The organism is Tenacibaculum bernardetii, from assembly GCF_029125915.1.
Lineage (GTDB): Bacteria > Bacteroidota > Bacteroidia > Flavobacteriales > Flavobacteriaceae > Polaribacter > Polaribacter bernardetii.
Genome location: NZ_JAQJCU010000004.1, coordinates 167,849 through 186,404 on the forward strand (window position 1 = coordinate 167,849; position 18,556 = coordinate 186,404).

Consider the following 18,556-nt stretch of genomic DNA (forward strand, 5'->3'; position numbering starts at 1 on the left):
CACACTATTAATTTATTTTAGAGAAAGTGATAAAATAGAATTTGGATTTTATTTTAAGATATTATTGTTAATAACGCTCCATTCATTTTTGATTTTTCTTTTCGCAATTTATAAATATCATATAATATCTAAAAAATGAAAAATCAATTAAAAAATAATTGGAAACTATTTTTAATAGCTAGTTTAACCTTAGGATTGGCTCCTTTTAATCCGCCACATATTGTTGGTAAACTAAAATGGATTTTAGGAGGAAATGCTTTTTCAGGTGAACAAGCAATGCAATTTAAGGATTGGTTTGATGTTTTATTACACGGATTACCTTGGCTGCTTTTAGCAGTATCTATGCTATTAAATCTTTCTGCATTATTGGTAAAAACCGATTCGGAATAGAACTCTCCTTTTTGTCAATTATAACAAAGCCTTGACTTTTATAAAAGTCCACCGCATTTGGATCGGCTAATAAAGTTAGTTTGTTTACTTTTAGGTTACGCGCTTTTGTAAAAGCGTGTAATAATAAATTTTTACCAATTCCTTTTCCAATAAATTCAGGAAGAATAAACAGCATTTCTAGTCCAATTTTATTTTCTATGGGTTGGTTTAAAATGTAAAAGCCTGCAATTTTATCCTTTTGAAGAAATTTATAAACAAATACATCTTCAATCATTTTAGATGTAACAGTTAAATCACTTCGCCAACTTTCTATTAATTCATTAGAATAGCCCCAATACCCCTTAGAGGTTAAAGCAATATTGGTTAATAAATTCCTATCGTTTATGGTGGCTTTTTGTATCATATAAAAAAAATTCCGTCATTCTGAACAAAGTGACGGAATCTATAAAATATAGTTTTTTGATTGTAAGATTACTTCGGAATAAAAATTCTTCGTAATAACGTATTTATTTTTTAGCGATTTGTCTGATTTTAATTCTAAAAGCAGCAAACAACAACGTCATAAACGGACTTAAGTAATTAAATATGGCGTATAAAGCATACTCGCCAACACCAACACCTAAAACACCAGCTTGGTAAGCACCACAGGTGTTCCACGGAATTAATACCGAAGTTACGGTTCCTGAATCTTCTAAGGTTCTACTTAAATTCTCAGGCGCTAAACCTTTGTCTTCATAAGCTTGTTTAAACATTTTACCAGGAATTACTATCGCTAAATATTGATCTGAAGCAATAATATTTAACCCTAAACAGCTAATAACGGTACTTGCAAATAATCCGAATACAGAAGTTGCTATTGCTAATAATTCTTTTGTAAGTTTTGCTAAGGCACCAATAGCATCCATAACTCCACCAAAAACCATAGCACATATAATCAATAAGATGGTCCATAGCATTCCAACAACACCACCTGCGCTAAATAATTCGGTTAACTTTTCATTATCCGTTTGTACTTGAGTATCTGTTATAACAGCATTTAAAACGGATTGATATCTAGATTCAGATAAAGCATCTAACACATCACCTTGAAAAATAAAAGCAAAAACAGCAGCTAAAACAACTCCAGTACCTAAGGCAACTAATGGTTTTGTTTTTAATAAAATCATGGCAATAACTACTGCTGGAACAATAAATAATACCGGTGAAATATGAAACGTATTTTTAATACTCGCTAATAAATTACTTATATCTGTACTTCCTGTAGTATCAATTGTTGCACTTAATATAGCAAAAACAATAAGTGTAATTGTAATTGTTGGCACTGTGGTATATGCCATATATTTAATATGTGTAAATAAATCGGTGCCAGCCATAGCAGGAGCTAAATTTGTAGTGTCAGAAAGAGGCGACATTTTATCGCCAAAATAAGCTCCAGAAATTACAGCACCAGCAATCATTCCTGTCGGAATTCCTAATGCACTACCAATTCCTACCAATGCAATACCTACCGTTGCTGAGGTGGTCCAAGAACTTCCTGTAGCTACCGATATAATTGCTGCAATTATTACCGATGCAGGTAAAAATATTTCAGGACTTAATACTTGTAATCCGTAATATACCATGGCAGGTATAATTCCACTTACCAACCAAGTTCCTGCTAAAGCTCCAACTAAAAACAAAATCATAATAGGAACGAAAACACTTTTCCAGTTTTCTAAAACTTCAGAAACCATTTTTTTAAGTGATACTTTATTGTAAAACCCAACACCAGCAGCAACTAAGCCTCCTATTAATAAAATATATTGATTAGAATAATCTCCTAACCAAGCGCCGTCTGCATAAAAAATATTATACGCCAATAAACTCATTAAAATGATTACAGGAATTAAAGCTTCCCAAATATTTAATTCTTTATTATCAATAATTTTTTGGCTATCTATATTAATTTCAGATAAGTTTTTATCGTCTTGCATTGTATCTTTTTTTTCGGTTTGTAATGTTACGATTTTGTATAGAATTATACAAGTAGAATTCGTTTACTACATTTGCTTTTATGGATTCATTAACTCAAATTGTTTTAGGTGCTGCTTGTGGCGAATTAGTGCTTGGTAAAAAGATTGGAAATAAAGCATTGTTATTCGGAGCCATTGGTGGTACAATCCCCGATTTAGATGTGTTTATTGGCGGATGGTTGTATAGTAATGAAATTGATGCGATGGCTTTTCACCGAGGGTTTATGCATTCCATTTTATTTGCTGTTTTTGGGGCTTTTCTCTTCGGATGGATAATTTTTAAATTATACAATAAAGGTAAACGCAGTGAGACAACGACTCTGAAAAATTGGATTTGGTTGTATTTTTTAGCGATTTTCACGCATCCTATATTAGATAGTTTTACACCTTACGGTACACAATTATTTTTACCATTTTCTGATTACCGAGTGGCGTTTAATAATATTTCGGTGGTAGATCCTTTATATACATTACCGTTTTTAATATGTTTAGTTGTTGCGATGTTTTATAATCGAAAAAGAACAAGAAGAGTAACTTGGGTGAAAACAGGTATTTATATTAGTTCGGCTTATATGTTATTTACTTTAGGGAATAAAATTTATATAAATAGGGTGTTTAAAAAATCATTTGATGAAGCAGGTATTTCTTATAGCAGATTTTCTACACAACCAACAATATTTAATAATGTTTTGTGGTACGGAGTTGCAGAAACAGAGAAGAATTATAAAATAGGATTCTATTCTTTATTAGACACCAAAGTAAAAGTAGACACAATACTAACGATTCCTAAAAACAGAAAATTGTTAGATGTAAATCATCCAGATATAAAAACCCTAACTTGGTTTAGTAATGGTTATTACAATTTAGTGCCAATAGATTCTTCAGAAAACGTACAATATTTAGATTTACGCTATCCGTTATTAAATCCTAAAGACTTTACAACATCAGTATTTAAGTTTGAATTAAAAAAAGATGGAAATCGCTGGGATATGGTTCCGTTTTCAGGAAATCCACCTTCTAAAAAAGACTTAAACGAGTTTTTAAAACGATTTAAGGGAATTTAAAGCGCTCTAAAAATATCTAATAATATTGGTTTTAATCCGCTAAAGAAAAATTCTACAGCAATAACCATAACAATTAATCCCATTAAACGCATCATTACATTAATACCTGTTTGACCAAGTATTTTAATGATTTTAGAAGAACTGTATAATATAAAATAGGTTAGTAAAATAACAGTAAAAGCAGCGAAGATTAACGCTATTTTCATTTCAAAAGTATGAGCATCTTCCATCATCACAATTGCATTTGTTAATGCCCCAGGACCACAAATCATAGGTATAGCAAGGGGTGTTACAGAAATATCATCTACATAGGTTTTTATTTCAGACTCTTTTAATTTCACTTTTCCTAAACGAGCTTGTAGCATATCCATTCCCATTAAAAAGAAAATTACACCACCAACAACTCTAAAACTATTTACTGAAATACCAAAAAAGTTAAATAAAACCTGACCCGAAAAGGCAAAAATCACAATTGTTATAAAACTAACAACAGCTGCTTTTTGAGCAGTTTTTGTTCTATGGCTCTGATCTAAATCAGCAGTCATAGTCATAAAAATAGGCATGGTTCCAAAAGGATTTATCAACGTAAAAAAAGACGTAAATGATAAAATACCAAAAGCGATTACTTCATTCATAATTAAAAATAGTGTGTAAATTTTCTTTAGGTTATGAGCTTTATCATTTTAAAATTCATAACATGTTATTTAAATTGCAAAACACTCGTTTTTTTGTTTTTAAAGAAAGATAAAAGTTGAATTATAGATTATTTTACTATAAAATATGGTTATATTAGTTTTTAAAATTAAATTTATATAGTTATTCTTTAAAATACCAATATATTATTCAGATGAAATTAGACGCAATAGATAAAAAACTTTTAGTTTTACTTCAAAAAGACAGTAAACAGACTACAAAACAGCTGTCTTTGTTCTTAGGTTTGTCGGTTACGGCTGTTTATGAACGCATAAAAAAGTTAGAAAGAGAAGGGGTAATTACACAATACGTAGCAATAGTAGATAAAGAAAAAATCGAGAAATCGTTTTTAGCGTTCTGTCACTTAAAGTTAGAGAAGCATGCAAAAGAAAATATTTTTTTTTTTGAAAAGGAAATCACCAAATTAGAAGAAGTAACTGAGTGTTTTCACGTGAGTGGTAATTACGATTATATCTTAAAAATATATGTAAAAGATATGAACGAATATCGCGATTTTATGGTTAATAAATTAACCGCATTAAAACATATAGAGAGTACTTATAGTACTTTTGCTATAGGTAAAGTTAAGAGCTCTAAAGCAATAATTTTATAAAAAAAAAGAGCAATTAATTGCTCTTTTTTTTATAAAATCACTCTACTATTAATTCTTATTTTTTAATTAAAACGATTTTTTCGGTTTGTTTACTTACTAAATCTTTATAAAAGCGTTGTAAACTGTTATAATGTTCAGGAGTAATTATGTTTGAATTAATTTGCATAATAGATGAAAGTTTAATTTTGTTTTGTTGAATAGTAATTTGAAACTTAAATATTCCTAAATTATCTGGCAGACCTATTGCTATATTTTCTGGATAAGATTCAATTGAATATGTTTGAGGTATTGTAATTGAAACAGAAAAATTATCTTGCCAAGGCATAATATAATCTACAGGAAAATTTCTTTCTTTAGATTTAAAAGGATTATTAGTTGTAGCTAAGAAAAACATCGGGTGAAAATATAATTTACCGTTTATATTTTCAATAAAATCTTCACTGGTAAACTTAAAACTTCTAATTACAGGTTTAAGTAATTTTTTTTCATTTAACAACTTATAATCGTTAATTTCAATAGAGTACTTTTCTTCAAGAGAAGCTTTAACTTCAGATTCTTTTTTCTGACTATTTTTTTTCCTAAAATACATTGCTGAATGACCTGATAATGTTTTTCTCATCATTCCATTAACCTCTCCTAAATTATTGATTTTTATGTGTAATATATTATTTTCTTTCGAAAAATAACGAGGTGTTAGACTAACTTCCTTTGAACTTCCATCTTTAAAAACTTCTCTACCAAGCCAATTTAGAGCTCTATGTGGTAATGTATTTGGCATAGAGTATGTTTCTGTTGCATCTAGTAAAATAAACTTTCCGTCATTGAAATTAACTTTAGAAATGACATAGTTTAAGCCTTCTATTGTTGGGAATAATGGAATTCCGTTGTTTTTACTACTTATCAATACAGGGTTTGCATTTAGATTTGCACTACGTAGCATTGCGGTTAGCATTAGGTTTATATCTGCTGTATTTCCTACGCCTTCTTTAAATGCTTTTTTTACACCTAAATCCGTGTATTTACCATAATAACCATTCCATTTTACCTTAGCTTTTACGAACTGTAATATTTTAAAAGTTTTGTCTAAATCGTTTTTTGCAATACTAATTAAATTAGTTAATTCATCATTATAATAATTGTTTTTTTCAAGTTCACCACCAAAAGAAGGTGATTTATATATTGTTTTACAAACAGTTTCCCAGTTAGTTGAGTAGTTTTTATGTAACGATTGAGGGAATTTTGTGCCTGAAAGTTCATATTGAATTCCTCCTCTGTAATTTGCTATATTGTAAATATGTGACTCATTACCTTTTAAAGCAGGTATGTTTTGATCAATAAATGTAGAGCTATGTATTGTATAATTTACTTGATTATTATTCACATTACTTTGGATTGTAGATCCAAATTTGCGACCAGTATTTGAAGATGTTCTCGTTCGAGTTGTCCAACTAGCTCGACCAGGCTTATTCGTTTGTTTTACAGGAACATTATAATACCCCTTTGCTTTAGAGTTAAAAGTGAAATATTCAGGTATTTCTATTTGGTAATCAAGCTTTTTCACAGGGATTTCATATTGAAAATTTATTTTTTCTATACCCCAATACGGTGAAGTTAAAGTATATTTTATATCCAAAACACTTCCTTTATTTATATTAGGTAATGTTATTTTTTTTTGAGACCTATATTTACTTAATTCATCATCGAAAATATTTTTTTTCGATAATTTTTGCTTAAGAATTTTTCCGTTTTCAAGATTAAAAGTATAAGCTTTAATTGAATTTATTTTTTCATGATCACCAGACTTAGGCTTGTAATACGTCATTTTTTTTGTAGCATATTCATAACCTTTAGTCGAATATATTTTTATTCTTTCGTGATATTCAGTTACTACCAAAAAACCTCTGGATTTATCGTAAATAAAGTGAGTTTTCCTTTTCTTTAATAAATAAGCTGCATCTGCAGTAGAATCTAAAGGATGAAATTTTTCTTTTAATTCTTCTTTAAAAACTTCTCCAAATTTTATTTCTTGGGCTGTAGTTAATAATGAAAATGTTACGGCAATAAATAGTAATAGTTTCTTCATTTTTTTATAATAATTATAGTTTAGTAAGTTCAGTTCTAATATTATCATATTTAGCAACTGTTTTTCTGAATTTTCGATAAAATTTATAATCCTCTTTAGGATGTTTTCCTTCTTTTAAAGAAAACTCTCTGTTGTATTTAAAAGAGGTATCACTAATTTTTTCAAAGGTTACTTTATAGGTTCCAAATTTATTTTCAATACTTTTATCTAAAGGTAAATTCGCGATCGAATATTCTTCAGGTGTCTTAAATATAAATTCATCTTTATCTGTAAATCCTCTTACGATATACAATTCTCGTTGTCTTTTTCGATATCTTTTAGGAATAAAAGTAGATTTATTAAACACATTTAGTTTTAGTAAATAACTACTATCTCTTAGTGATGCATACTTTTCAATTTTTAGAGCTAATTTTTCTGTAAATACTATTTTTTCTTTATCATTTTTATGAACGATATTTTCAATTGTTAAGTTGTTATTGTAGCCCCAAACATTCGATTTATAATGTTTATAGAGTTCTTTTTGTGTATAATTTTCAATTTGATATTTATTATAATACTCTGTTCCATATGCTTCCCTGGTCAAAGCTGCAGTTATATTACCGTTGGCTAATAAATTAATAGTAGCTTCAGTTTTTTGAAGGTTATCGGTATTTGTATAAGCAGGAGTTCTTTTTATAATACCTCCTTCAGGGGTTATAACTAAAACATCTCTATCATCAGTAAAATCGCCTAAAAAACCAAAAGGAATGGTTTGACTCGTGCATTCTAACCAGATATCATTGCCTTCATTCGGAATGTTTAATATCATGTGGTTACCCTGAATAATGGTAAAGTCTTTATCTATATTTTTTTTGTTACCAGCATGAACAATTGTGTGGTAAGAGGTAATACCTACAGCATCTAAAAGAGCTTTAGTATAATTAGTTAGTCCTTTACAATCGCCATAACCCACAGCATCAACTTTATTTGCAGCTATTGGTTGCCAACCACCTATGTCAACCTGTACACTAATGTAACGTGTTTTGTTTTGAACATATTGATAAATGATTTTAGCTTTTTCAATAGGTGTTTTTGCATTTTTCACTAAGTTTTTTGCTTTAGCGACCGTAACTGGTGATAAATGATTTCGATTTGCAATCAATTTATTATGCATCCAACTTCCAAATTCTTTCCAGTCTTTAGCCTCTCCTTTAACTCCTTTTAAACTAAATTTGTTTAGAGAAATAGAAAGATTAGGCGAAAAATGTTCGAAGTTAATGGTATGCGCTTCGTATTTTATTGCTTTTTGATTTGTTAAGGAATAAACTAAGTTACTTTCATTTAAAGAGCTTTTGATAGGTAGATTTTTAAATTTTTTTTCTCTTTTTCTTAAAGGAATTTTTTCATGATTATTTAGTGTGTAAATACTTTTTTCAATACTTAAATTATAATTCTCAATAGGGAACCAACGAGGAATAAATGCAGTTGATGAATTTTTATATTTAGATTCTAAAACAACAGTATAGGGATAAGAAGTTGGGGTGTATTCTAGATATTTTAATCTAGAATCAGAATACAAAGTGCCACCATTAATAGCACTTACATCTTTAAAATCATTTTTAGAATATTTTTTAATTTTATCACCAAAAGCATCATATATAATTGCAGATAGTTTTATTATCCTTGTATCATCATTATAATACTTGTAAGCATCTATATGGGTTTTACCAAGTTTATTTAACACAGTAACTATTCTTTTTTGTGTAATAACCATTTCATCTACGGCTACAATATCAACAAGAATATCATTAAGTCTAATTACTGCGTTTGCATTTTCTGTTAATTCTTTAGATATAAAAAGGGAAGATAGATTGTCATTTTTCTGAGCAAATATATTCACACACAAAAGGAAAGCTATTAATAAAATAGCTTGGGGTAATTTTTTCATAGAAGCAACTTTTTTCTTTTTTAACAAAAGAAGCAAAAAAAAGTTGATTATAAAATTTTTTGTTCGTTTTTGTAAAAAGTATCAGCCTGAAGTTTCATGAGATTACGAGCCATTTTTTGCTTATAATTGTATAATTCTTCTTCCGTTTTTAAACCGGAATATACTTTATTGTTGATATCAATGTCTGTTTTTAAAATAGCTTCTCGTTGCTGTACTTGTTGCTGAATCCACGTTTTTATAATTGATTCCTGGTTTTCGAGTTTATAATCATATTCTCCTTTAGAGCTGATGAGTTTCGAGAAAATAGGCGCCGTTTCAATAGCTAAGAATAACAAGAAAATAAAGAAAGATGGCAACAAAGGAAGTTTATTTAAGGCCTCTATACGTGCCATTAATCCGTCGAAATTAGAAATTATGGGTTGGGTTTTCGTTTCTGTTAATTTCTGATTTTCTTGTAAGTTTACAATCGCTAATTCTTTTGCTTTAATTTTTTCGTTATTACTTTCCTTTAATAATTGTAGCTCAGCTAAAGCAGCATCGTGTTTGGCTCGTTTTTCTTTGTATACAGGGCCTTTTCCTAAAAGCTTCGTTCCTTTTGTGCCTTCAGCTTCTGCAATATATGTTTCGTAAAGAGAATTTGTTTCGCCTTCTTTTGCAAGAATTTCATTTTTTAAAACTTCAATTTCTAAATTAATATTGTTTATTTCGGTTGTAAACTGTTGCGCAATTTGCGATTTATTAGCTAACGTCATTTGATTTTTCTCGGTAAGCAAAACTTGATTTATTTCTTTTTCGAAAATCTTTAATTCCAGAGGTTTTGAAATTACCACGGCAATAATAAATGCTAAAAGCAACCGCGGAGTTACTTGCGCTATTTCTTGACGTTTAGAACCCTTTTTTTTGAGGGTTGAAACAATAAAACGATCTAAATTAAAGATTAGCAACCCCCAAATGAATCCAAAAAAGATAGCGGAGTATAAGTTGTCGAAAACTGTAAATAAAGCATAGCTACAAGCAATGGTTGCCATTAGCGCTGTAAAAAAAACAGTAGCACCAATACCTGCGTATTTGTTTTGCTCTCCGTTAGCGCAATCTTTAATTAACTGTAAATCTACTCCCGAACAAATAAGGAAAAACTGTTTTAACATAAAAATAAGTGTATACTATAAGAACGATACTTTTAGAAAAATGTTACAAAAAAAGCCTCAATTAAGAGGCTTTTTAACAATTTTTTTAGTACCCTTTTTGCATTAACTTTATAATTTTGTCCTGGCTTTTAGAAATATACAAATTTATAGCAGTTTTTTCTTTATCAGTATAAGCGGAACCATAATGATAATCTTTTATGTTTTTAAGATGGTTATAGAATTCTTTTTTAGATGTTTTTTTACCCTCTATGAAATAGGTTTTTTTAACCTTTTTATCTAGTTTTACAAATTCAGTAGACTCGTTAGAAGTGGGTTTTTCTTTTGTGTCTTTTCTCTTATAAACGTCGCCGGTTTCAGTATTTACATCTTCTACTATATGTACCTCGTCTTCGACTACCCAGTTGTTTTTTGTTTTCTTTTTAGACGGAGGTGGAGGAAGGATATTAGAAACTTCACCTTTTTTAACGATTTTTGCGGTTGAAGGTTTTGGTGGTGGCGGTGGAATGTTTCCTGTTCTTATCTTCCATTCATTATAGGCTTTTTTTACTTTTAAAATTTCTTCTTTACTCGCATTAGGGATAGGAGGCGGAGGTGGAAGTAATAATTTATCTTCTGTTGTTAATTCATTTTTTAATTTATAAAAAACTTTATTGTTTTTCTTTAACCTAATATAAGGGTGTTGAGGAAAAATAGGCCTTTTAACTTTCTTTTTATCTAAGCTTGAAAGTTTAAAATACATACCACTTAGTTCAGAAAATAAATCCTTTATTTCACTTTGCCTTTTTTCTGAGCTTTGTATAAAATGAGGATTCTTTTTTCTTAACTTTTCATAAGTACTGTTTAATAGAATATATTTTTTAACATCACTATTGTGAAGTTTTTTCACTAAAACTTCTTGATTTTCTTCAATACTCAACTTAAGAGCATCAGCGTTTTCTAATTTCAGCTTAACATCATCTACAACTGATTCAGAAGCAATACTTTGTTTTGAAGATTTTGTTCTTCGGTATTTATGCCTTTTAGTTCCTAAACCTTTCAAGTGAATATTTAAATCTAAACCTTCTTCATCTATTAAATTATAGTGTTGTTTTTGAGACAACATTGCTAATCTTGAAATCTTTTTTGAAGAATAAGAGGCAAAGTCTTTTGGAGAAAACTCATTAAGTTTAGAGTTCTTTACAACGTGTCCATTAATTCTTACAACATAATTTTCTGAATCTTTTATACGGTTAAATTCTTCATTAGAAATTTGTTTCTTATTATACATGATTGGAGGAAAAAGAAGCCACTTCTTTTTACCATCTTCTGATAAATTAGAATATTTACTAGGAATATCTTTGTCGTTTTTGTCTTTTACCCAAAAAGTTTGTCTTGTGTATTGATATTCATTAGAGCCTTTATCAATTAATTCTTCCCAAACTTCAATTGCTTTTCCGTTAGGTAATGTTGTTTTTAAGTTTCCTTTTTTCTGATAATTATTTTTAGGTAGATTTTTTACAACTTCAGTAATTGTTTCTTGTGCTTCAACTCTTTCAGCAAACAAGAATACGAATCCTACTGTAACTGGTATTACAGCCAGTTTTTTTAATAAGACTTTGGTTCGTGAACTTTGTTTTGTCATCATTAGTAATCTTTTTTTCGTTAATAAATAATTCAAATTACTGGCCAAGTAATAATCGTTGTTCCAAGCAGTTTTATTCAATAATAAATGTTGATACTCAGAAATATTTTTATGATTAGAAATCACTTTTGTGTCTGCTAAAAACTCGTGATTTAATTGTATTCTTTTTTTTAAGAAGTAAAAAATAGGGTTAAACCAAAAAACAATTTTTAAAACTTCAATAAGCAATACATCAAAAGTGTGTTTTTGTGTAGCATGTGTAAGTTCGTGCGTAAATAATTCTTCTTCAATTTTCTGTGAATCATATGCAGTTTTATTGATGAAAATATAATTCCAAAATGTGTGCGGACTTATTTCATCATCAACTAAAACCAACGTTGCTTTTTGATGTTTTATCGTGCAGTTTTCTCTAGTTTTTTGATAAATAGCAACTACATTTTTTATAAACCGAATTAATAAAATTGTCGATATAAAAATGGAGAAGTATATGAAGTAATTAAAATAATTAATAGGTGTTTCAATGACTTCTGCAGTTTCAAAAACAATAGGTTGTTCTGTTGTTGCTTTCATAGTCTCTATAATTTGTAAAGGAGAAGCTTCTGTGTAAATTATAAATAATGGCGCTAAAAATGAAAATAATACACTACCTAACAAATAAAAACGATTGAATTTGTGCATTTTTTCTCGCTCTAACACCAAATGATAAAAAAGTAGTAGTAGCGTTAAACAAATTGCAGATTTTATGAAATAACTAATCATTATTGTTGCTTTTTAATTTGACTATCGATAATTTTTTTTAAGCTTTCTAATTCAGAAACAGATAAATCAGTTTCTTTGGTAAAGAAAGAAGCAAACTGACTAGCAGAATCGTTAAAGAAATTTTTTATCAATCCGTTTACGTGTTTCGAGAAATAATCTGTTTTTTTAACTAACGGATAATATTCTCTAGATTTTCCGAATAAATTATAGGCAATAAAACCCTTATCATTCATTCGTTTTAACAAAGTTGCTACCGTTGTTGTTGCTGGCTTAGGTTCTGGAAACTCCGCTAATAAATCTTTCATAAAAGCCTTTTCTAACTTCCATAATAATTGCATTACTTGTTCTTCGGTTTTTGATAATTGCATGGTAATTTGTTTTATTGCTCTACAAACATAGAGTAAATAATTTAATTCTACAAATGTAGAGTTTAAATATTTTTATTGATTTTGGTTTTAAAGTTGATAAATCTGTTTGTGTTAAGGATTGAAACGGCATCCTTTTTTATGATTATTAAATATTCGTCATTACGAGGAGGTACGACGAAGTAATCTCATTGGGGTTAGAAATTACTTTATGTTGTTTGCAATGGCATTAAGATTTACTAGGAAAAAAGATATAGTTGAAAGCCTGCCGTAATTACTCTTAAAATAATTACGGAACGCCCAATTTTTCGATACAATTTTATTTCATACTTCAATAAAATCACTCGAAATGACAAGCATAAAAAAATCCGCTCATTGCTGAACGGATTTTATTTATGATGATAATGTCTGTTCGAGCGCAGTCGAGAACTTTTAAAACTTTACAACTACACTCAAAGAGATATTTACTTAGATAATTCAGTAAAATACTTATAAAAATAAGGAATTGTTTCAATTCCTTTAAGGTAATTCCAAATACCAAAATGCTCGTTTGGTGAGTGAATTGCATCCGAATCTAATCCGAATCCCATTAAAATAGTTTTACTTTTTAATTCTTGCTCAAATAAAGCTACGATAGGAATACTTCCTCCGCTACGTTGCGGAATAGGTGTTTTTCCAAAAGTTTCGGTATACGCTTTGCTTGCTGCTTTATAAGCGATATTATCGATAGGTGTAACATAACCTTGGCCACCGTGATGCGGCGTAACTTTTACGGTTACAGATTTCGGTGCAATGCTTTCGAAATAATTTTTAAACAATTCGGTAATTGCTCTCCATTCTTGATTTGGTACTAAACGCATTGATATTTTAGCGTACGCTTTACTTGCAATTACTGTTTTTGCACCTTCACCGGTATAACCACCCCAAATTCCGTTTACATCTAAAGTAGGGCGAATAGAATTGCGTTCGTTGGTTGTGTAACCAGCTTCCCCATGTACATCTTCAATTTTTAAAGCATCTTTATAGTTGTCTAAAGAAAAAGGCGCTTTTGCCATTTCAGCACGCTCTTCACAAGATAATTCTTCTACATTGTCGTAAAAACCAGGAATCGTAATATGGTTATTTTCATCATGTAATGAAGCAATCATTTTTGTTAAAATATTGATAGGGTTTGCTACGGCACCACCATATAAACCTGAGTGTAAATCTCTGTTTGGACCGGTAACTTCAACTTCTACATAACTTAAACCACGTAAACCTGTAGTGATTGATGGAATATCGTTAGCGATCATTCCTGTATCAGAGATTAAGATAACATCGTTGGCTAATTTTTCTTTATTTCTTGGAACAAACCAAGCTAAACTTTCAGAACCTACTTCTTCTTCACCTTCAATCATGAATTTAACATTACAAGGTAAGTTTCCTGTACTTGTCATGTATTCCATTGCTTTTACGTGCATATACATTTGCCCTTTATCATCACAAGCACCACGCGCAAAAATTGCACCTTCAGGGTGAATGTCTGTTTTTTTAATAACAGGCTCAAAAGGAGGTGAAGTCCATAAATCAATAGGATCCGCAGGTTGTACATCATAATGACCATACACCAAAACGGTTGGTAAATTTGGGTCAATTATTTTTTCACCATAAATAATAGGATATCCAGGAGTTTCGCAAATTTCTACTTTATCACATCCCGCTTTTTCTAAACTGTTTTTAACAACATCAGCAGTGTTTAATACATCTTTGCTAAAGGCAGGATCCGCACTTACAGAAGGAATTTTTAATAAATCGATAAGCTCGTTTATAAATCTATCTTTATGTTGAACAATATAATCTTGTACGTTTTTCATGTGTTGTAATTTAGTAAGCATCAAAAATAATAAAAATTTTGTGCTTCTCCTTTGTAGTTTACAAGTATTGTTTATATTTGCAGCCACAATTAAATTTGTATGCGGGTGTGGTGGAATTGGTAGACACGCTAGACTTAGGATCTAGTGCCGCAAGGTGTGAGAGTTCGAGTCTCTTTGCCCGTACAGATTAAAAAAAGCTTCTCATTTACGAGAAGCTTTTTTATTGTTTAAAAAAGTTACATTCAATTACCTAAAACTCCAGTTTTTATAATTACTAGAAGCTTCTAGTTTTATTTCGATAGCATCTGGTAATTCAGGAAAAAAATCGATTCCAGTTTTTTCTTCTAAGGTATCAATAGAAACTACAAAATCATATAAAGGTTTTTTACTTTCTTCATGAGGAAATAAAAAAGCAATAGCCTTTATTTCTGGCTGTGAATAATCTAAGAGTATCTTATAAAATTCAGTAGGAACACTTACTTTATTTTTTCCAATAGTTTTTAAACCCGGTTTTAAAACACCACCGGTTATAACATATAAATGTTGATTCTTTTTAGCCCAGTACCGTGTTTTTTGCTCTAATCTGTTCCAAATACCAGCATTAAAATCGTGTTTCTGTGGCGTAATATTAGAGGTGTAAAAAGTTTCGTCATGAGCTTCTTTAGAATAACGTTTATCGGCAGCAGGACATAAATGCCCCCTGTCGTACCCCGATTTTTTATAACTCCTCCAATTGGCAGATTTTGTCTTTACTTTCGGGTCGTTAATAAAGTAAGGACGCTTAAAATCATTATAAACAATATCGTTTTTACTTAAAGAATACGCAACCCATTCCGCTTGTTCGTGTTCCTCATTATAAGATAACTGATATCCATCGTGTTTTATAATAGCACCTGTTGTTGAGCTTGGTAAATAATTAAAACCATTTACATCTTCAATTACTATATCCGCAGGAAAATCAATAGTATTTTCTTGAGGTTTTAAATAATAACCAACGATTAAAACGATAATAGCAACTACTAATTTTATTTTTTTAGAAGTACTCATTAACTTTTTAGCAGAATCTCTTTAAAATCATCCGTTTTTTCTACCTGATCAAATATTGTTTGAAATTTTGTTGGAGGCACCGATAGTTTTCTCTTTACCAAATCTAACCAAGCTCCGTACACGGTAATTACTGCCGATAATTTCCCTGCTTCATTAAAAACTTCATGTTGAATTTTCCAACGTTCTCCTTTACTCGATAACCCAATCACTTTAAGATTCACAGAAATATCGGTTCCCATATGAACTTCACGTAAAAACTTGGTGTTCTCCTCAAATAAAATCGGACCTGTTTTTTCCTTTGTAAAATCTTGTATTGTAATATTATGTTCTTTAAAAAAACGCAATCTTACCTCTGCAGCATAATCATTGTATGCCGTGTGGCGCATATGTATATTGGCATCGAAATCTGACCATCTTGTTTTAAAATCTACACTAAAACTCATTTTTGTATTTTTTTTTGAAAAGCGAAGATACAAATTTTCATTTTTTTAGCGTTACCACGAGGGTCGGGCTTTTCGCACTCGCTTTTTGTTCGTGCCTCACAAAAGAGCTCAAACAAATGCTACAATCCCTAACGCAAATACAGTTATTAACTTTTAATGAAGTGTTAAAATTAAGATTTTACATCTAAAGCATCACGCAGCGTGTTTCCTATCAACATAAAAGCCATTACTAAACTCATAATTGCCAATCCCGGAATTAACGCTAAAAATGGTTTTCCTAAAATAATATAGTTATAATGATTTTTAATCATGGCTCCCCAAGACGGAGTAGGAGGTTGCGCACCGATTCCTAAAAAACTCAAGCCACTTTCTATTAAAATAGCCGCAGCGAAATTAGCCGCCGATATTACAATTATAGGCGCTAAAATATTTGGTAATATATGTTTAAAAATAATTCTGAAATCAGAAAAACCTAATGCTTTTGCAGCTTCAACATATTGTTGTTGTTTGGTGGTAATTACTTGTCCGCGTACCACACGAGCAACTTCTACCCACATGGTTAAACCAACGGCAATAAACACTTGCCAAAAACCTTTTCCTAATGCTAAAGTGATTGCAATTACTAATAATAAGGTAGGTATAGACCAGGTGATATTAATAATCCACATAATAAAAGCATCAACCTTTCCACCAAAATAACCCGCGATTGCTCCAACCGGAATTCCGATTAACAACGAAATAAACACGGCTATAAATCCGATAAAAAAAGAAATTCTTGCTCCGATTAATAACCTGCTTAATAAATCGCGTCCGTATTTATCGGTACCAAACCAAAAGGTTTTTTGCTGAATATATGTTGTAGGTTGATTATCAAATAAAGATAACGGATAAGTTTTAGCTAAACCGTCGGAATATTTTAAGACTTCTAATTGATTCTCTGTTAACTCGTATGATTTTATAGGTATTTCGGTAGGTGAATGCTGCTTTCCATCCATAAAAACAGAAAACCACGATTGTTCTTGTTTAGATTTAGACGGAATGCTAAGCATCAATACTGAAAAACCTGGAGACTTAGAGTGAATTTCTAAATGCATTTGATTTGCAGCGTTACTATTATCTGGCACAATCACATAACAAAAAACAGCTGTTAATCCACAAAAAACAATAAACAAAAAGCTAAAAACACCAATTTTACTTTGCTTAAATTTTTTGATTGCTAATTGCCATAAAGAGTGGCTTAGATTATTTTTCACGTACAGTATTTTCTTGTTTAGTAACCGAAAGGTCTCTTAGATTTTGTATATCAATACTTGATGGATTTTGAAAAATTTCTAAATCGAAATATTTAACAGAAGCTAAAATATGATCAAAAATATTAGCCATAACACGTTCGTAATCTTCCCATACTTTTTCTTTACTAAAAGCATAAATTTCTAAAGGAATTCCGTTAGGAGTTGGTTCTAATTGACGAGACATTAATAACATATCTTGATTTATTTGTGGGTGATTTTGAATGTAATGATCTAAATATACCCTAAAAGAACCAAAATTGGTTAAGTTTCTACCGTTTAATAAAACTGTCTTATCAATGTTATGTTCGGTGTTGTAATTATTTACCTTACCACTTGCTTCATTGATATAATCAGTAATTAAAGCAATTTTCTTGAAATTTTCAATGTCCGATTCCGTTAAAAAGCGAATACTATTGATTTTAATCAATATAGCACGTTTAATTCTTCTTCCACCAGAATTGCTCATTGTTCTCCAGTTTTTAAAAGAATCTGAAGTTAAATAGTAGGTTGGGATACTAGAAATGGTATTGTCAAAATTTCTAATAATAACCGATGTTAGGTTAATCTCTACAACATCACCATCGGCACCGTATTTATCCATAGTAATCCAATCCCCAATCCTAACAGTGTCATTTACGGCAACCTGAATACTGGCAACAAAACCAAGAATAGTGTCTTTAAAAATAAGTAATAATACGGCAGAAAATGCTCCTAATGCAGTTAAGAATTTAATAAGAGGTTTTCCTGTTAATACAGAGAAAGATAAGATGATACTTATAAGCCATAATGCAATCATAAAAATTTGCACATAACTATCTAAAGGTTTGTCTTTAAAAGCATCCATAGTTCTTAAAAAGTCTTTAATACTGTTAAGCACACTTTTTAAAAACCAAACAACAGAAAATATAATAGCAATACTAAGAATGCGCTCGGAAGCGGATAATACATTGGGGAAATCTGCTAAAAGTTCTTTTATGAAATTAAAGATAACAACTAAGATTACACTTCTAGAAAAATTTAAAAACACCCTGTTTTTAATAAGCATATCATCTAACTGAGTGCCTGTTTTATCAGCTATTTTATGAATAGCTTTTCTACCAACATACCTAATTACTCTAAAAAGAATAAAACCTAAAAAAAGAAAAACAATAAGGTTTGCTATAAGGTTTAAATAGGTTGCTAATGTTTCAGAAAGTGATAACTGTTCTTTAAAAAGATTATAAAAAAATTTATCTGGCATAATTTA

The 18,556-nt window shown here is 30.1% G+C and carries 16 protein-coding genes and 1 tRNA gene; 4 read left to right on the forward strand and 13 right to left on the reverse strand.

The window, feature by feature from the left end; translation table 11 throughout:
- Positions 1-135: 135 nt before the first annotated feature.
- A complete protein-coding gene (locus tag P2G10_RS04955; protein WP_275315456.1) occupies positions 136-390 on the forward strand; it encodes a hypothetical protein in 255 nt (84 codons plus the stop codon).
- Here P2G10_RS04955 and P2G10_RS04960 read toward each other — a convergent pair.
- Entirely contained in the window at positions 341-793 is a 453-nt protein-coding gene (locus P2G10_RS04960) for a GNAT family N-acetyltransferase (protein ID WP_275315458.1), read from the reverse strand. The genes P2G10_RS04955 and P2G10_RS04960 overlap by 50 nt on opposite strands.
- A 103-nt stretch (positions 794-896) precedes the next feature.
- A complete protein-coding gene (gene nhaC, locus P2G10_RS04965; protein WP_218772163.1) occupies positions 897-2,363 on the reverse strand; it encodes a Na+/H+ antiporter NhaC in 1,467 nt (488 codons plus the stop codon).
- 80 nt (positions 2,364-2,443) lie between these two features.
- Between nhaC and P2G10_RS04970 the strand changes: the two genes are divergently transcribed.
- The gene (locus P2G10_RS04970) at positions 2,444-3,466 is read left to right on the forward strand and encodes a metal-dependent hydrolase (protein WP_275315461.1); all 1,023 of its coding nucleotides are present in this window, start codon (positions 2,444-2,446) and stop codon (positions 3,464-3,466) included.
- Here the strand turns inward: P2G10_RS04970 and P2G10_RS04975 are convergent.
- Entirely contained in the window at positions 3,463-4,101 is a 639-nt protein-coding gene (locus tag P2G10_RS04975; RefSeq protein WP_218772165.1) for a MarC family protein, read from the reverse strand. The genes P2G10_RS04970 and P2G10_RS04975 overlap by 4 nt on opposite strands.
- A 212-nt stretch (positions 4,102-4,313) precedes the next feature.
- Here P2G10_RS04975 and P2G10_RS04980 point away from each other — a divergent pair, with 212 nt between their 5' ends.
- Positions 4,314-4,772, forward strand: a complete 459-nt coding sequence (locus tag P2G10_RS04980) for an Lrp/AsnC family transcriptional regulator (protein WP_275315464.1) — start codon at positions 4,314-4,316, stop codon at positions 4,770-4,772.
- A 55-nt stretch (positions 4,773-4,827) separates the two neighbouring features.
- Here P2G10_RS04980 and P2G10_RS04985 read toward each other — a convergent pair whose 3' ends face one another.
- From P2G10_RS04985 to P2G10_RS05010, 6 genes are all read right to left on the reverse strand, one after another.
- On the reverse strand, positions 4,828-6,855 hold the full coding sequence (locus tag P2G10_RS04985; protein WP_218772167.1) for a DUF3857 domain-containing protein: 2,028 nt from the start codon (positions 6,853-6,855) through the stop codon (positions 4,828-4,830).
- 13 nt (positions 6,856-6,868) lie between these two features.
- Positions 6,869-8,782, reverse strand: a complete 1,914-nt coding sequence (locus tag P2G10_RS04990; RefSeq protein WP_275315465.1) for a DUF3857 domain-containing protein — start codon at positions 8,780-8,782, stop codon at positions 6,869-6,871.
- A 47-nt stretch (positions 8,783-8,829) separates the two neighbouring features.
- The gene (locus tag P2G10_RS04995; protein WP_275315467.1) at positions 8,830-9,930 is read right to left on the reverse strand and encodes a DUF4407 domain-containing protein; all 1,101 of its coding nucleotides are present in this window, start codon (positions 9,928-9,930) and stop codon (positions 8,830-8,832) included.
- Positions 9,931-10,015: 85 nt separating this feature from the next.
- On the reverse strand, positions 10,016-12,310 hold the full coding sequence (locus tag P2G10_RS05000) for a M56 family metallopeptidase (RefSeq protein WP_275315468.1): 2,295 nt from the start codon (positions 12,308-12,310) through the stop codon (positions 10,016-10,018).
- Complete coding sequence (locus tag P2G10_RS05005; RefSeq protein ID WP_218772171.1) at positions 12,310-12,678, reverse strand: BlaI/MecI/CopY family transcriptional regulator; 369 nt, start codon at positions 12,676-12,678, stop codon at positions 12,310-12,312. Before P2G10_RS05005 ends, P2G10_RS05000 begins: the two co-directional genes overlap by 1 nt.
- Positions 12,679-13,139: 461 nt before the next feature.
- Positions 13,140-14,528 carry a dipeptidase gene (locus P2G10_RS05010; RefSeq protein WP_275315470.1) on the reverse strand — a complete coding sequence of 463 codons (1,389 nt, stop codon included), beginning with the start codon at positions 14,526-14,528 and terminating at the stop codon, positions 13,140-13,142.
- A gap of 101 nt (positions 14,529-14,629) precedes the next feature.
- Here P2G10_RS05010 and P2G10_RS05015 point away from each other — a divergent pair.
- A tRNA-Leu gene (locus P2G10_RS05015) sits at positions 14,630-14,711 on the forward strand.
- Between the two features lie 63 nt (positions 14,712-14,774).
- Here the strand turns inward: P2G10_RS05015 and P2G10_RS05020 are convergent.
- The 4 genes from P2G10_RS05020 to P2G10_RS05035 all read right to left on the reverse strand — a co-directional run bounded on the left by P2G10_RS05020 (position 14,775) and on the right by P2G10_RS05035 (position 18,550).
- Complete coding sequence (locus tag P2G10_RS05020) at positions 14,775-15,575, reverse strand: DNA/RNA non-specific endonuclease (protein WP_218772173.1); 801 nt, start codon at positions 15,573-15,575, stop codon at positions 14,775-14,777.
- Positions 15,575-16,018 (reverse strand): acyl-CoA thioesterase, encoded by a 444-nt coding sequence (locus tag P2G10_RS05025; RefSeq protein WP_218772174.1) that lies wholly within the window; start codon positions 16,016-16,018, stop codon positions 15,575-15,577. The genes P2G10_RS05020 and P2G10_RS05025 overlap by 1 nt, the downstream gene beginning before the upstream one ends.
- A gap of 170 nt (positions 16,019-16,188) precedes the next feature.
- Positions 16,189-17,271, reverse strand: coding sequence for an ABC transporter permease (locus tag P2G10_RS05030; RefSeq protein WP_275315473.1), 1,083 nt, complete (start codon positions 17,269-17,271; stop codon positions 16,189-16,191).
- Entirely contained in the window at positions 17,261-18,550 is a 1,290-nt protein-coding gene (locus tag P2G10_RS05035) for a mechanosensitive ion channel family protein (protein ID WP_275315475.1), read from the reverse strand. Before P2G10_RS05035 ends, P2G10_RS05030 begins: the two co-directional genes overlap by 11 nt.
- Positions 18,551-18,556: the final 6 nt, after the last annotated feature.